The organism is Variovorax nitratireducens, assembly GCF_051216545.1.
Classification (GTDB): domain Bacteria; phylum Pseudomonadota; class Gammaproteobacteria; order Burkholderiales; family Burkholderiaceae_C; genus Variovorax.
Window position 1 is genome coordinate 23,548 of the sequence record NZ_JBPJZO010000014.1, and the last position, 14,717, is coordinate 38,264.

At 66.9% G+C, this 14,717-nt stretch carries 10 protein-coding genes; 2 read left to right on the top strand and 8 right to left on the bottom strand.

The window, feature by feature from the left end; all coding sequences use genetic code 11:
• Positions 1 to 7: 7 nt before the first annotated feature.
• From ACSFA8_RS24120 to aceE, 8 genes are read right to left on the bottom strand one after another with little or no spacing between them, the layout of a single operon-like run.
• Positions 8 to 1,342, bottom strand: a complete 1,335-nt coding sequence (locus ACSFA8_RS24120) for an NAD(P)/FAD-dependent oxidoreductase (RefSeq protein ID WP_435482007.1) — start codon at positions 1,340 to 1,342, stop codon at positions 8 to 10.
• Positions 1,343 to 1,378: 36 nt separating this feature from the next.
• On the bottom strand, positions 1,379 to 2,722 hold the full coding sequence (locus ACSFA8_RS24125) for a dicarboxylate/amino acid:cation symporter (protein ID WP_435482008.1): 1,344 nt from the start codon (positions 2,720 to 2,722) through the stop codon (positions 1,379 to 1,381).
• A gap of 19 nt (positions 2,723 to 2,741) precedes the next feature.
• Complete coding sequence (gene lipA, locus ACSFA8_RS24130) at positions 2,742 to 3,689, bottom strand: lipoyl synthase (protein ID WP_435482009.1); 948 nt, start codon at positions 3,687 to 3,689, stop codon at positions 2,742 to 2,744.
• Positions 3,690 to 3,702: 13 nt separating this feature from the next.
• Positions 3,703 to 5,985, bottom strand: a complete 2,283-nt coding sequence (locus ACSFA8_RS24135; RefSeq protein ID WP_435482010.1) for an NADP-dependent malic enzyme — start codon at positions 5,983 to 5,985, stop codon at positions 3,703 to 3,705.
• A gap of 25 nt (positions 5,986 to 6,010) precedes the next feature.
• Positions 6,011 to 6,832, bottom strand: a complete 822-nt coding sequence (locus ACSFA8_RS24140; protein ID WP_435482011.1) for an alpha/beta fold hydrolase — start codon at positions 6,830 to 6,832, stop codon at positions 6,011 to 6,013.
• Positions 6,833 to 6,842: 10 nt separating this feature from the next.
• Positions 6,843 to 8,648 (bottom strand): dihydrolipoyl dehydrogenase, encoded by a 1,806-nt coding sequence (gene lpdA / locus ACSFA8_RS24145; RefSeq protein WP_435482012.1) that lies wholly within the window; start codon positions 8,646 to 8,648, stop codon positions 6,843 to 6,845.
• A 13-nt stretch (positions 8,649 to 8,661) separates the two neighbouring features.
• Positions 8,662 to 10,257, bottom strand: a complete 1,596-nt coding sequence (aceF, locus tag ACSFA8_RS24150; RefSeq protein WP_435482013.1) for a dihydrolipoyllysine-residue acetyltransferase — start codon at positions 10,255 to 10,257, stop codon at positions 8,662 to 8,664.
• A gap of 13 nt (positions 10,258 to 10,270) precedes the next feature.
• On the bottom strand, positions 10,271 to 12,943 hold the full coding sequence (gene aceE, locus ACSFA8_RS24155) for a pyruvate dehydrogenase (acetyl-transferring), homodimeric type (protein WP_435482014.1): 2,673 nt from the start codon (positions 12,941 to 12,943) through the stop codon (positions 10,271 to 10,273).
• 279 nt (positions 12,944 to 13,222) lie between these two features.
• Here aceE and ACSFA8_RS24160 point away from each other — a divergent pair, with 279 nt between their 5' ends.
• Together ACSFA8_RS24160 and ACSFA8_RS24165 are read left to right on the top strand one after the other, a co-directional pair.
• Positions 13,223 to 13,687: an EVE domain-containing protein gene (locus ACSFA8_RS24160; RefSeq protein ID WP_435482015.1), complete on the top strand. Its 465-nt coding sequence runs from the start codon at positions 13,223 to 13,225 to the stop codon at positions 13,685 to 13,687.
• 162 nt (positions 13,688 to 13,849) lie between these two features.
• The gene (locus ACSFA8_RS24165) at positions 13,850 to 14,710 is read left to right on the top strand and encodes a fumarylacetoacetate hydrolase family protein (RefSeq protein ID WP_435482016.1); all 861 of its coding nucleotides are present in this window, start codon (positions 13,850 to 13,852) and stop codon (positions 14,708 to 14,710) included.
• The last annotated feature ends 7 nt before the right edge of the window (positions 14,711 to 14,717 follow it).

Here is a 14,717-nt window from a genome sequence, read left to right on the forward strand (position 1 = left end):
GCACGGCTCAGTGCAGCTTGACGTGGGGTTCGGTGCGCCGCGTGATCAGGCGTGCGAGCGTGTCGAGCGCGACCTTGACGAAGCCGTGCAATGCCAGCTCGTGCATCTTGTAGAGCGAGATGTACATCAGGCGCGCGAAGCTGCCTTCGATCATCAGGTTGCCGCCGATCAGGCCGCCCATCATGTTGCCCACGGTGCTGAATTCGCCGAGCGACACGAGCGATCCGAAGTCGCGGTAGCGGTAGTTCTTGAGCGGCTTGCCGGCCATGCGGCGCCGGATCTGCATCGCGACGTGCGAAGCCTGCTGGTGGGCCGCCTGCGCGCGCGGCGGCACGAAGCCACCCTTGCCGTCATTGGCCTCGGGCCAGGCGCACTGCGCACAGTCGCCCATGGCAAAGATGTCCGGGTCGCGCGTCGTCTGCAAGGTCGGCAGCACCACCAGCTGGTTGCTGCGGTTGGTTTCCAGCCCCGCGATCTCCTTCAGCAAGTCGGGCGCCTTGACCCCGGCAGCCCACACCACCAGCTCGGCTGGCAAGGTTCTGCCGTCGGCCAGGCGCACGCCTTCGGGCAGAACCTCGGCCACCTTGGCCGAGGTGTGGACATCCACGCCGAGCTTGCGCAGCAGCGCTTCGGTCGCTGCCGACATGCGCGGTGGCAGCGCCGGCAACACGCGATCCGCGGCCTCGATGACGCTGACCTGGATGTCCTTCTCGGCATCCACGCGATCCAGCCCGTAGGCCACGACCTCGCGCGTGGTGCGGTGCAGCTCGGCGGCCAGTTCGACACCGGTGGCGCCGGCACCGATGATCGCCACATGCAACTGCTCCGGCCGCAACGGCGTGGTCTGGGCATGCGCGCGGATGCAGGCATTGACCATGCGCGCGTGAAAGCGCTGCGCGTCCACCTTCGATTCGAGCCTGAGCGCGTGGTCGCGCACGCCGGGCGTGCCGAAATCGTTGCTCAGGCTGCCAACTGAAACCACCAGCGTGTCGTAGGCGAAGGAGCGCGCGGGGGTGACCAGCCGGCCTTCGTCGTCCAGATAGGGCGCCACGTGCACTTCGCGCCGCTCGCGGTCGATCGCCGTCAGCTCGCCAAGCCGGAACCGGAAACGGTGCCAGTGCGCCTGGGCGAGGTAGTCGACTTCGTGCGCGCTCATGTCCATGCTGCCGGAGGCGATCTCGTGCAGCTTCGGCTTCCACACGTGCGTGCGGTTCTTGTCGATCAGCGTGATGTCCGCCTCGCCGTGCTTGCCCAGCGAATCGCCGAGGCGCGTGGCGAGCTCCAGCCCGCCGGCGCCGCCGCCGACGATGACGACCTGGTGCTTCGAATCAGGGTTGCGCATGGTGGGTGCGGCGCCGGAACGAAGGGATGACGGCGGTCAGCGGGCCGAACCGGCGGGCATGTGCGCCTCGGTCGCGTCGAGCACCTCTTCGGGCTCGTCCGCTTCGGCCGAGGTCTCCTGGTTCAGGTGCCGGTTCATGCGGTCGGTGTCGAGGTCGCCGGTCCACTTGGCCACCACGAGCGTCGCGACGCCGTTGCCGATCAGGTTGGTGAGCGCGCGCGCCTCCGACATGAAGCGGTCGATGCCCAGGATCAGCGCGAGGCCGGCCACCGGCACATGGCCCACGGCCGACAGCGTGGCCGCCAGCACAATGAAGCCGCTGCCCGTCACGCCGGCCGCACCCTTCGAGGTCAGCAGCAGCACCAGCAGCAGCGTGAGCTGCTGGCCGAGCGTCATGTCGGTGTTGGTAGCCTGCGCGATGAACACGGCCGCCATCGTCAGGTAGATCGAGGTGCCGTCGAGGTTGAACGAATAGCCCGTGGGCACCACCAGGCCGACCACCGACTTCTTGGCGCCCAGGTTCTCCAGCTTGGCCATCATGCGCGGCAGCACTGACTCCGACGACGAGGTGCCCAGCACGATCAGCAGCTCTTCCTTGATGTACTTGATGAACTTCCAGATCGAGAAGCCGTGAGCCCTCGCTATCCCGCCCAGAATGACAAAAATGAACAGCAGGCAGGTGAGGTAGAAGGTGGCCATCAGCTGGCCGAGCTGCAGCAGCGAGCTCACGCCGTACTTGCCTATGGTGAAGGCCATGGCACCGAAGGCGCCGATCGGCGCGACCTTCATGATGTAGCCCACGATCACGAAGAGCACATGCGAGCCCTTCTCGATCACGTCGAACACCAGCGTGCCGCGGCCGCCGAACTTGTGCAGCGCGAAGCCGAACATCACGGCGATCAGCAGCACCTGCAGGATCTCGCCCTTGGCGAAGGCGTCGACCACCGTGTTCGGGATCACGTTGAGCAGGAAGTCTGTGGTGCTCTGCATCTTGCCGGGGCCGGTGTAGGCCGCGATGCTCTTGGTGTCGAGCTGGCTCACGTCCACGTTCATGCCCGCGCCGGGCCGCACGATGTTGATGATCACCAGCCCGACGACGAGAGCGATCGAGCTCACGATCTCGAAGTACAGCAGGGCCAGGCCGCCGGTCTTGCCGACCTTCTTCATGTCTTCCATGCCGGCAATGCCGACCACGACGGTGCAGAAGATGATCGGCGCGATGATCATCTTGATCAGCTTGATAAAGCCGTCTCCCAGCGGTTTCATCGCCGCGCCGGTGTCGGGGTAGAAATGCCCCAGCAGGACGCCGATGACGATCGCCGTGATGACCTGGAAGTACAGGGACTTGTAAAAGGGCTTGGCTACGGGTTGGTGGTCCACGGGTGTCTCCTAGAAAATTTCAGACGCCGGCGGCTTGCGCCTGCCGGTCGGCGTGGTAACTCGACCGCACGAGCGGTCCGCAGGCGGCATGGGCAAAGCCCATGGCGTGCGCCTGCTGCGCAAGGGTTTCGAACTGCTCGGGTGCGACGTAGCGCTCCACCGGCAGGTTGCCGGGGCGCGGCTGCAGGTACTGGCCGACGGTGAGCATGTCCACGCCGTGGCGGCGCAGGTCGCGCATCACGTCGAGCACTTCGTCGTCGGTTTCGCCCAGGCCCAGCATCAGGCCGGACTTGGTGGGCACCGCGGGGCAGCGCGCGCGGAACGACTGCAGCAACTGCAGCGAGTGCAGGTAGTCGGCGCCAGGGCGTGCCTGGCGGTACAGGCGCGGCACCGTCTCGAGGTTGTGGTTCATCACGTCGGGCGGATCGGCCGCCAGGATGTCGAGCGCCACCTCGGCGCGGCCGCGGAAGTCGGGCACCAGCACTTCGATCTGCGTGCCGGGCGACTGCGCGCGCACCGCGCGGATGCATGCGGCGAAGTGCGCCGCGCCGCCGTCGCGCAGGTCGTCGCGGTCGACGCTGGTGATCACCACGTACTTCAGGCGCAGCCGCGCCACGGTGTCGGCCAGGTGCTGCGCCTCCTGCGGATCAGGCGGCTGCGGGCGGCCGTGGGCCACGTCGCAGAACGGACAGCGGCGCGTGCAGAGGTCGCCCAGCACCATGAAGGTGGCCGTCCCCTTGCTGAAGCATTCGCCTATGTTCGGGCACGAAGCCTCTTCGCACACGGTGTGCAGGCTGGCCTCGCGCAGCGTGCGCTTGACTTCGCGGAAGCTCTCGCTCTGCGAGACGCGCACGCGGATCCAGCCGGGCTTTGGCAGTGCCGGGCCCGCCTCGGCCACGCGGATCGGGATCCGGCGCGTCTTGGCGGCGCCGCGCTGCGGGCCGTGGAGCACTGCGGTGTCGTTCATGGCCGTGCCTTCGTCAGGCCGCGTTGCGCTGCGAGTTGGCATCGACCACCGCCAGCGCGGTCATGTTGACGATGCGGCGCACCGTGGACGACGGCGTGAGGATGTGCACCGAGCGTGCCGCGCCCAGCAGGATGCCGCCCACCGTGATGCCGCTGCCGGCCGCCATGCGCAGCAGGTTGTACGAGATGTTGGCCGCATCGACGTTGGGCATGATGAGCACGTTGGCTTCGGTCTGCAGCGCCGAGTCCGGGAACTCGTGGTCGAGGATCGACTTGGACAGCGCCGCGTCGCCGCGCATCTCGCCTTCCACCGCGAGCTGAGGATCGCTCGCCTTGATGAGCGCGAGCGCCTCGCGCATCTTCACGGCCGAGGCCGCGTCGGAGGCGCCGAAGTTCGAGTGCGACAAGAGCGCCACGCTCGGCGTCACGCCGAAGCGGCGCACCTCTTCGGCCGCGAGCAGCGTGATCTCGGCGATCTGCGCCGCGTCGGGGTCGCGGTTGACGTGCGTGTCACAGATGAAGAGCTGGCGGCCCGGCAGCATCAGCATCTGCATGGCGGCCATGGTCCTTGCGCCGGCGCGCAGGCCGATCACGTCGCGCACATGGCGCAGGTGGTCGCCGTAGCCGCCGAGCGTGCCGCACAGCATGGCGTCGGCACGGCCCTGGCGCACCAGCATCGCCGCGAGCAGCGTGCCGCGGCTGCGCATCTCGGTCTGCGCCACAAGGCGCGATACGCCGTCGCGGCGCTTGAGCTGGTAGTAGGCCTCGGCCGCATCGCCGTGGACGGCAGGGTCGAGCAGGTCGACAGCTTCGCAATCGGTGCCGAGCGTGAGGCGCAAGCCGAACTGGGAGATGCGCTCGGCGATCACGTCGGGACGCCCGAGCAGGAGCGGCCGTGCGAGGCCTTCGTCGACCACCACCTGCGCGGCGCGCAGCACGCGCTCGTCCTCGCCTTCGGCATAGACCACGCGCTTGGGCGACTGCTTGGCCGCCGCGAACAGCGGCTGCATGCTGCTGCCCGACTGGTAGACGAACTGCGACAGGCGCTGCCGGTAGGCCGGCATGTCGGCAATCGGCCGGGTCGCCACGCCGCTGTCCACCGCGGCCTGGGCGACGGCGGGCGCGACTGCCTCGATCAGGCGCGGGTCGAAGGGCTTGGGAATCAGGTAGTCACGCCCGAAGCGCAGGCCGACGGCGCCATAGGCCTGGGCCACGACTTCGGGGATCTCGGCATGCGCGAGCTCGGCGATGGCACGTACTGCGGCGAGCTTCATCTCTTCGTTGATGGTGGTGGCGCCGACATCGAGCGCACCGCGGAAGATGAACGGAAAGCACAGCACGTTGTTGACCTGGTTCGGGTAGTCCGACCGGCCGGTGCCGAGGATGGCGTCGGGGCGCACCGCCAGCGCGTCTTCCGGCAGGATCTCCGGCGTCGGATTGGCCATGGCCAGGATGATCGGATCGCGCGCCATCTCCTTGACCATCTCCGGCTTGAGCACCCCGCCGGCCGAGAGGCCGAGGAAGATGTCGGCCCCGCCGATGACATCGGCGAGCTTGCGCGCTGGCGTGTCCTGCGCATAGCGGGCCTTGTTCGGATCCATCTGCTCCTTGCGGCCGGTGTAGACCACGCCCAGGCTGTCGGACACGAAAATATTGCGCATCGGCAGGCCGAGGCTGACGATCAGATCCAGGCAGGCCAGGGCCGCGGCGCCGGCACCCGAGGCCACCAGCTTGACCTCGCCAATGTCCTTCTTCACATGCCGCAGCGCGTTGAGGATGGCGGCCGCCGCGACGATGGCGGTGCCGTGCTGGTCGTCATGGAACACCGGAATCTTCATGCGCTCGCGCAGCTTCTTCTCGATGTAGAAGCACTCGGGCGCCTTGATGTCTTCGAGGTTGATGCCGCCGAAGGTGGGCTCCATCCGCGCGATGGTGTCGATCAGCGCGTCCGGATCGTTCTCGTCGAGCTCTATATCGAAGACGTCGATGCCGGCGAACTTCTTGAACAGGCAACCCTTGCCCTCCATCACGGGCTTGCCGGCCAGCGGGCCGATGTTGCCCAGGCCCAGCACCGCCGTGCCGTTGGTGATCACGGCCACGAGGTTAGCGCGCGAGGTGAGGTTCATCGCCTCCGCCGGGTCGCGCACGATCTCCATGCACGCGTCGGCCACGCCGGGCGAGTACGCGAGCGCGAGGTCGCGCTGCGTGGCCATCGGCTTGGTCGGGTTCACCGAGATCTTGCCGGGCGTCGGGTAGCGGTGGTAGTCGAGTGCGGCTTCGCGCAGGTTGTCGGACATGGGTTGTCTCCGTGTTTTTTGGTTGTCAGTGGCATCCGGCTCGGCGCGGGGATTCAGTGAAGGCGATGGCGCACGCATCGCCCAGCCACTCGTGCAGTCCGCACGACAGCGCCTGCGGCTGGTCTGCGTGCACCCAGTGGCCGGCATCGGCGATGCGCTCCAGCTGCGCACCGGGGAAGCACGCCCGGATGCCGGCCAGCGAGTCGGGCCGCACGTAATCGGAATCCGCGCCGGCGAGGAACAGCGCCGGGCCGTCATAACTCTCCTGCCGCAACGCCGCGGGAAACCCGCAGAGCTCGCGCATGCACACGGCGGTGGCCAGCAGGTTGAGCCGCCAGTCGAAGCGGTCGCCCTGGCGCCGCAGGTTCTGCATCAGGAAGTCGACCGGCGCCTCGGGGCTGAGGCTGTCCGCCAGGGCCTGGCGGATTTCGCGGCGCCGGGTCGCTGCCGCCAGATCCAGACCGCGCATGGCAGACACGTAGGACGAGAACTGGTCCGCATAGTCCTCGGGCGCAATGTCGATCACCGCGACACCGCCGACGGACTGTGGATGGCCGAGCGCCAGGGCCATCGCGGTCTTGCCGCCCATGCTGTGGCCGATCACGAACGGCTGCTGCAGTTGCTCGCGTTCGATCAACGCCGCCACGTCGAGCGCCATCTCGGGGTACGACATGGTTTCGGCCCACGGCGAGGCACCGTGGTTGCGCGCGTCGGGCAGGTAGACACGGTAGTGCGCCGCCAGCGATTGCGCGACGTGCATCCAGTTGCGGCCGGCACCGAACAGCCCGTGCAGGATCACCACCGGCGGCCCCGCACCGAGCGCCTCGAAGGCAAGTTGAAGCGCCATGGCGTGCGGCCTACTTCTTCTTTACCGGCGGCAGGTCGGTGCACACGCCTTCGAACAGTTCGGCCGCCATGCCGATCGATTCGCCCAGCGTCGGATGCGGGTGGATGGTCTTGCCGATGTCGCCCGGCTCGCAGCCCATCTCGATGGCCAGGCAGACCTCGCTGATCAGGTCGCCCGCATGAGTGCCGACGATGGCGCCGCCGACGATACGGTGCGTGGCCTCGTCGAACAGCAGCTTGGTGAAACCCTCGTCGCGCCCGTTGGCGATGGCCCGGCCCGAGGCCGCCCACGGGAACACCGCCTTGCCGATCTTGATGCCCTCCGCCTTGCACTGCTCCTCGGTTTTGCCGGCCCAGGCGACTTCCGGGTCGGTGTAGGCCACCGATGGAATCTGCCTCGCATCGAAGAAGGCTGCCTCGCCATGCGCCGCTTCGGCCGCCACATGCGCTTCGTGCACCGCCTTGTGGGCCAGCATCGGCTGGCCGACGATGTCGCCGATGGCGAAGATGTGCGGCACGTTGGTGCGCATCTGCTTGTCGACATTGATGAAGCCGCGATCCGTCACGGCCACGCCGGCCTTGTCGGCCCCGATCTTGTTGCCGTTCGGGCTGCGACCCACGGCCACCAGCACCAGGTCGTAGTGCTGCGGCTCCTTGGGCGCTTTCTCGCCTTCGAAGCTGACCTCGATGCCGGCCTTGGTCGCCTTGGCGCCGACGGTCTTGGTTTTGAGCATCACGTTGTCGAAACGCGGGGCATTGACCTTCTCCCACACCTTGACAAGGTCGCGGTCGGCGCCCTGCATCAGGCCGTCGAGCATCTCGACCACGTCGATGCGCGTGCCGAGCGTGGAGTAGACCGTCGCCATCTCCAGCCCGATGATGCCGCCGCCCACCACCAGCATGCGCTTCGGAATGCTCTTGAGCAGCAGCGCACCGGTGGAGTCGACCACGCGCTCGTCCTCGGGCATGAACGGGAGCTTCACGGCCTGGCTGCCGGCGGCGATGATGGCCTTGGCAAACCTGACCACCTTCTTCGCGCCGCCCTCGCCCACCACTTCGACGTGGTGCGCATCGAGGAAGCTGCCGACGCCGGTAGCGACCTCGACCTTGCGCGCCTTGGCCATGCCAGCCAGGCCGCCGGTGAGCTTCTTGATGACGCCGTCCTTGAAACCGCGCAGCGCATCGATGTCGACTTCGGGTGCCGCGTACTTGATGCCGTGATGGCCGAGCGACTTGACCTCGTCCATCACGCTCGCGGTGTGCAGCAGCGCCTTCGACGGGATGCAGCCGACGTTCAGGCACACGCCACCGAGCGTGGCGTAGCGCTCCACCAGCACGGTCTTCATGCCGAGGTCGGCGCTGCGGAACGCCGCCGAGTAGCCGCCGGGGCCGGCGCCGAGCACGAGCACCTCGCATTCGACGTCGACCTTGCCGGCGTAGCTACCCGCGGCTGCGGTTCGGCTCCCACCCCCTCCAGTTGAAGGTGGGGGCACCTGCCCACCAGTCGCGGCCTGTGTAGAAGCAGTTGCCCCCACCCTGCCCTCCCCCGCAGGGGGAGGGGAAGATGAAGAAGCACCCGCGGCCTCCACCACCAGGATCACCGAGCCCTCGCTGACCTTGTCGCCGAGCTTGACCTTCAGTTCCCTGATGGTGCCGGCATGGGTGGACGGAATCTCCATCGACGCCTTGTCGGACTCCACCATGATCAGGCCGGTATCGACCGCGATGACTTCGCCGGGCTTGACCAGCAACTCGATGATCGCGACATCCTTGAAGTCGCCGATGTCGGGGACTTTGACTTCCACCAGATTGACCATTTGTCAGCCCCCTTCAGAACAGCACGCGCCGCAGATCGGCGAGCACGTTGGCGAAATAGACGTTGAAGCGCGCGGCGGCAGCGCCGTCGATCACGCGGTGATCCCATGACAGGGACAGTGGCAGCGTGAGCCGCGACGCATAGGTCTTGCCATCGACCGAGTGCTGCTTCCAGTAGCTCTTGCACACGCCCATGATGGCCACCTCGGGCGCGTTGATGATCGGCGTGAAGTAGATGCCGCCGATGCCGCCGAGCGAGCTGATGGTGAAGGTGCCGCCCGACATCTGGTCGGGCTTGAGCTTGCCGTCGCGGGCGAGCTTGGCGAGCTCGCCCATCTCCTTGGCGATGTCGGGCACGCTCTTCTTGTCGACGTCGCGGATCACCGGCACCATCAGGCCGTTGGGCGTGTCGGCCGCGAAGCCGATGTGCCAGTAGTTCTTCAGCACCAGCGCGTCGCCGTCCAGGCTCGCGTTGAACTCGGGGAACTTCTTCAGCGCAGCGACCGCCGCCTTCATCATGAAAGGCAGCATGCTGATCTTGACGCCCGACTTCTCCAGCTCCTTGTTCATCTGCACGCGGAACTGCTCGAGATCGGTGATGTCGGCCTCGTCGTGCGTCGTCACGTGCGGAATGACGACCCAGTTGCGATGCAGGTTGGCGGCGCTGATCTTCTTGATGCGTGACAGTTCCTTGCGCTCGGTAGGGCCGAACTTGGCGAAGTCGACCTTGGGCCACGGCAGCAGGTCGAGGCCGCCACCTCCGCCGCTACCGGCGGGCGCGGCGGCCTTGCCGGCAGCAGGCGCGGCGGCTGCAGCGCCACCGCCCTTGGCAAAGGCCTCGACGTCGGCACGCACGATGCGCCCGTGTTCGGCACTGCCCTTGACCCTGCCCAGATCCACGCCGAGTTCGCGCGCCAGCTTGCGCACGGCAGGGCCTGCATAGGCCAGCGCGAACGCCGCTTCGTCGATTGCGGCGCCGGCGGATGCGGGCGCCGCGGCCGGTGCGGCGGCGGCCTGTGCAGCGGCGGCAGGTGCCGTCGCCGCGGACGCCACCGGCGCATCGCCGGTCGCCAGCGAAAGGATCACCGAGCCTTCGCTGACCTTGTCGCCGATCTTGATGGTGATTGCCTGCACCACGCCGGACAGTGGCGCAGGCACGTCCATCGTCGCCTTGTCGGATTCGAGCGAGACCAGCGGATCCTCGGCCTTCACCGTGTCGCCGACCTTGACGAAGATCTCGATCACCGGAACGTCCTTGAATTCGCCGATGTCGGGCACCCGCACCTCGGCCAGCCCGGCCGGCGCATTCACCGGCGAAGGCGGCGCGCTGACACTGGGCTTGACGGCCACGGTCGGCGCCGCTGCATCGCCCTCGGCCGCGAAGCTCATGATCACGCTGCCTTCGCTGACCTTGTCGCCCAGCTTCACGGCAATGGACTGCACCACGCCGCCGCGCGGCGCGGGCACCTCCATCGTCGCCTTGTCGGATTCGAGCGAGACCAGCGCGTCCTCGGCCTTCACCGTGTCGCCGGGCTTCACGAAGATTTCGATGACCGGCACATCCTTGAAGTCACCGATGTCCGGAACCTTGATTTCGATTGAGTTGCTCATGTCTTGCCTCGCCTCAGACAGTCCAGGGGGCCGCACGTTCGGCGTCGAGTCCGTATTTCCTGATCGCGTCGGCCACGACGGCGGGCTTGATCACCCCGTCGTCGGCCAGCGCCTTGAGCGCGGCCACGGCAACGTGCCAGCGGTCCACTTCGAAGAAGCGGCGCAGCTTCCGGCGGTAGTCGCTGCGGCCGAAGCCGTCGGTGCCGAGCACGGTATAGCGGCGGCCCGAAGCCTGGATGTACTCGCGCACCTGGTCGGCATAGTTGCGCATGTAGTCGGTGGCGGCGATCACGGGGCCCTCGTGCCCTTCGAGGCATTGCTCGACATGGCTCTTGCGCGCGGGCTCGGTTGGGTGCAGCCGGCTCCAGCGTTCGGCCGCCATGCCATCACGGCGCAGCTCGTTGTAGCTGGTGGCGCTCCACACGTCGGCAGCGATGCCGAAGTCGTTTTTCAGCAGCTCGGCGGCGAACATCACCTCGCGCAGGATGGTGCCGCTGCCCATGAGCTGCACGCGGTGGCCTTTCTTCGCCGTCTTGCCGCCATCGCTCAGCTGATAGAGCCCCTTGAGAATGCCCGCCTCGCTGCCCTCGGGCATGCCGGGGTGCGGGTAGTTCTCGTTCATCAGGGTGATGTAGTAGTACACGTCCTCCTGCTGCTCGTACATGCGACGCATGCCTTCGCGCACGATCGTCACCACCTCGTAGGCGAAGGTGGGGTCGTACGAGATGCAGTTGGGGATCGTGCCAGCCAGGATGTGGCTGTGCCCGTCTTCGTGCTGCAGGCCTTCGCCATTGAGCGTGGTGCGCCCGGCCGTGCCGCCCAGCAGGAAGCCGCGGGCACGGATGTCGCCGGCCAGCCAGGCCAGGTCGCCTACGCGCTGCAGCCCGAACATCGAGTAGTAGATGTAGAACGGGATCATCGGCACGTTGTTCGTGCTGTACGAGGTGGCCGCCACGATCCAGCTGGACATCGCACCGCCTTCGTTGATGCCTTCCTGCAGCACCTGGCCGTCCTTCGACTCGCGGTAGTACATCAGCTGGTCGGCATCCTGAGGCTTGTAGAGCTGGCCGACGGACGAGTAGATGCCGAGCTGGCGGAACATGCCTTCCATGCCGAAGGTGCGTGATTCGTCCGGCACGATCGGCACCACGTGCTTGCCGATGGTCTTGTCGCGCACCAGCGTGCCGAGCATCTGCACGAAGGCCATGGTGGTCGAGATCTCGCGCTCGCCGGTGGCCTTGAGCAGCCGCTCGAAGGTGGCCAGCGGCGGAATCTCGAGCGAAGCCGACTTGCGCCGGCGCTGTGGCAGGTAGCCACCGAGCGCCTCACGCCGCGCGCGCAGGTACTTCATCTCGGGGCTGTCTTCGGCGAGCTTGATGAACGGGATGTTCGGCAGGTCTTCGTCGGACACCGGTATCTGGAAGCGGTCGCGAAAGCCGCGCAGCGCGTCCTGCGTCATCTTCTTGGCCTGGTGCGCGATCATCTGGCCTTCGCCCGATTCGCCCATGCCGTAGCCCTTGACGGTCTTGGGCAGGATCAGGGTGGGCTGGCCCTTGTGTTTGACCGCCGCCGCATAGGCCGCGAACACTTTTTCGGGGTCATGCCCGCCTCGCGTGAGGCCCCAGATCTCGTCGTCACTCATGTCGGCGACCAGCGCCTTCGTCTCGTCGTACTTGCCGAAGAAGTGCTCGCGCACGTAGGCGCCGCTCTTGCTCTTGAAGTCCTGGTACTCGCCGTCGACGCACTCTTCCATGCGCTGCAGCAGCTTGCCGCTCTTGTCCTTGGCGAGCAACTTGTCCCAGCCACTGCCCCACAGCACCTTGATGACGTTCCAGCCGGCGCCGCGGAACACGCTCTCGAGTTCCTGCACGATCTTGCCGTTGCCGCGCACCGGGCCGTCCAGGCGCTGCAGGTTGCAGTTGATGACGAACACGAGGTTGTCGAGGTTTTCACGGCCCGCGAGCGAGATCGCGCCCAGCGATTCGGGCTCGTCCATTTCGCCGTCGCCCATGAAGGCCCAGACCTTGCGCGGCGTGGTGTCGGCCAGGCCGCGGCCGTGCAGGTACTTCAGAAAGCGCGCCTGGTAGATCGCCATCAAGGGCCCGAGGCCCATCGACACGGTCGGGAACTGCCAGAAGTCCGGCATCAGCCATGGATGCGGATAGGACGGAATGCCGTCGCCATCGGCCTCCTGGCGATAGTTGAGCAACTGCTGCTCGCTCAGGCGCCCTTCGAGGAAGGCGCGTGCGTAGATGCCAGGCGAGCTGTGCCCCTGGATGAACAGCAGATCGCCACCGTGCGTGTCGGTCGCCGCGTGCCAGAAATGGCCGAAGCCGATGTCGTAGAGCGTGGCCGCCGACTGGAAGCTCGCGATGTGGCCGCCGAGTTCGGACGAGTCCTTGTTGGCCCGCAGGATGATCGCCATGGCGTTCCATCGGATGATCGAGCGCAGGCGATGCTCGATCTCGCGGTCACCGGGCGATTTCTCTTCCTGCTCGGGGGGAATCGTGTTCTTGTAGGCCGTGTTCAGGGATCGCGGCACAAACACGCCTTCGCGGCGCCCTTCATCCACCAGGCGGTTCAGAAGGAAGTTGGTTCGCTCGTTGCCACGGTGTTGCTGGACCGCTCCCAGCGCTTCCAGCCATTCGTTGGTTTCGGTAGGGTCGAGGTCGCCCGTCGTGCTCATTGCTGTCTCCTTTGTCATGGTCGGGGCCTGCATCCGGTGACGCGGCCGACCTTGTTCTTCAGCAATGGGCATGCCATGGCGCGCAGGCACGCCATGGCGCTCTAAGTCATTGATTTTTCAGGGGCGCGGCCGTGCGGCTGCCCAACGCTCTGCCGGAGCTTCGGACTTCGGGCCGGCCGCTCGTCCGGTGCGCCGGACGACCGCGTCCGCACAAACCCTCATTCGCCGCGCCGGCTCAAAATCCGGGCTTGTTCAGATGTCCACCAAGGAGCTGCTTCCATGTCCCGCTACTGGCTGATGAAATCCGAGCCCGACGAGTGCTCGATCGACGATGCGCTGGCGGCACCCGATGCCACCGTCCCGTGGACGGGGGTGCGCAGCTACCAGGCGCGCAACTTCATGCGCGATGCCATGCAGGTCGGCGACGGCGTGCTGTTCTATCACTCGAGTTGCGCCGAGCCGGGCATTGCGGGCATCGCGCGCGTGGCGTCGGGCACGCGGCCCGATCCAACGCAGTTCGACCCGGCCTCGCCCTACCACGACGCCGCGTCCAAACGCGAAGCCCCGCGCTGGCTGCTGCTGGACATCCAGGCGCTGCGCAAGACCCGCCTGCTGGCCCTGCCGGAACTGCGCGCGACGCCGGCACTGGCCGACATGCTGGTGCTGCGCAAGGGCAACCGCCTGTCGATCACGCCGGTCGATGCCGCGCACTGGCACCTGATCGTCGACCAGATGCTGGCTTGATGCCGGGCGTCGGGCGCCGGGCGGCGTTCTTGCAACAGTCAACCCATCAGGCATAGGGTTAATAATTACGCATTTATTTTAGTTTGTGCACAAAATAGCTTCATCGCCAGGCGGCCGCTCCGCGCGCCGCCGCCCTCCTTCTTTTTTTCTCAAGGAACCCCGATGAAGCTGATGTCCTACCAACATGCCGGTCGCGAAACATGGGGCGTCGTTGTCGGCGACGGTGTCGCCGAACTGGCCACCCGCACCGGCTGCGCCACGCTGGCCGACTTCATCGGCAGCCCCGGCTATGCGCAGCGTGACGCGCTGGCCGCCGGACTCGCTGCCGAGGTCAAGCTGGCCGACGTGGTCTTTCTGCCGGTGATCCCGCGGCCCGAGAAGATCGTCTGCGCGGTACGCAACTACATGGATCACCATCAGGAGGTGCTGGCGGCCGGCATGCAGCGCGAGCTTTCCGAGCAGCCGCCGATCTTCCTGCGGGTATGGCGCTCGCAGACGGCGCACAACGCGCCCATCGTGCGGCCGCGCGTGTCGGAGTCGCTCGACTGGGAGGGCGAGCTGGCGGTGATCATCGGCCAGGGCGGCCGCGACATCAGCGAGGCCGATGCATGGAAGCATGTGGCCGGCTACAGCTGCTACAACGATGCGAGCGTGCGCGAATGGCAGTTCCATGCCAAGCAGATCGCCTCGGGAAAGAACTTCGAATCGACGGGCGCCTTCGGCCCCTGGATGGTGACCGCCGACGAGATCGCGCCAGGCCGCGAGCTCAAGCTCGAGACGCGGCTCAACGGCGAGACGGTGCAATCCAGCCACACCGGCCACATGATCTTTTCGGTGCCGCGCCTGATCCAGTACGCCTCGACCATCTTCACCCTGGTGCCCGGCGACGTGTTCGCCACCGGCACGCCTGCCGGCGTGGGCTGGAGCAAGAAGCCGCCCCGGTTCATGAAGCCCGGCGACACGGTCGAGGTCGAGATCGAAGCCGTGGGCCTGCTGCGCAACCCGGTCACCGCGCAGGACTGAGCGCGCG

Coding starts and splice junctions, on each gene's coding strand:
- ACSFA8_RS24120 (WP_435482007.1), bottom strand. CDS start 1,342: ATGCGCAACCCTGATTCGAAGCACCAGGTCGTCATCGTCGGCGGCGGC.
- lipA (WP_435482009.1), bottom strand. CDS start 3,689: ATGAACGACACCGCAGTGCTCCACGGCCCGCAGCGCGGCGCCGCCAAG.
- ACSFA8_RS24135 (WP_435482010.1), bottom strand. CDS start 5,985: ATGTCCGACAACCTGCGCGAAGCCGCACTCGACTACCACCGCTACCCG.
- ACSFA8_RS24140 (WP_435482011.1), bottom strand. CDS start 6,832: ATGGCGCTTCAACTTGCCTTCGAGGCGCTCGGTGCGGGGCCGCCGGTG.
- lpdA (WP_435482012.1), bottom strand. CDS start 8,648: ATGGTCAATCTGGTGGAAGTCAAAGTCCCCGACATCGGCGACTTCAAG.
- aceF (WP_435482013.1), bottom strand. CDS start 10,257: ATGAGCAACTCAATCGAAATCAAGGTTCCGGACATCGGTGACTTCAAG.
- aceE (WP_435482014.1), bottom strand. CDS start 12,943: ATGAGCACGACGGGCGACCTCGACCCTACCGAAACCAACGAATGGCTG.
- ACSFA8_RS24160 (WP_435482015.1), top strand. CDS start 13,223: ATGTCCCGCTACTGGCTGATGAAATCCGAGCCCGACGAGTGCTCGATC.
- ACSFA8_RS24165 (WP_435482016.1), top strand. CDS start 13,850: ATGAAGCTGATGTCCTACCAACATGCCGGTCGCGAAACATGGGGCGTC.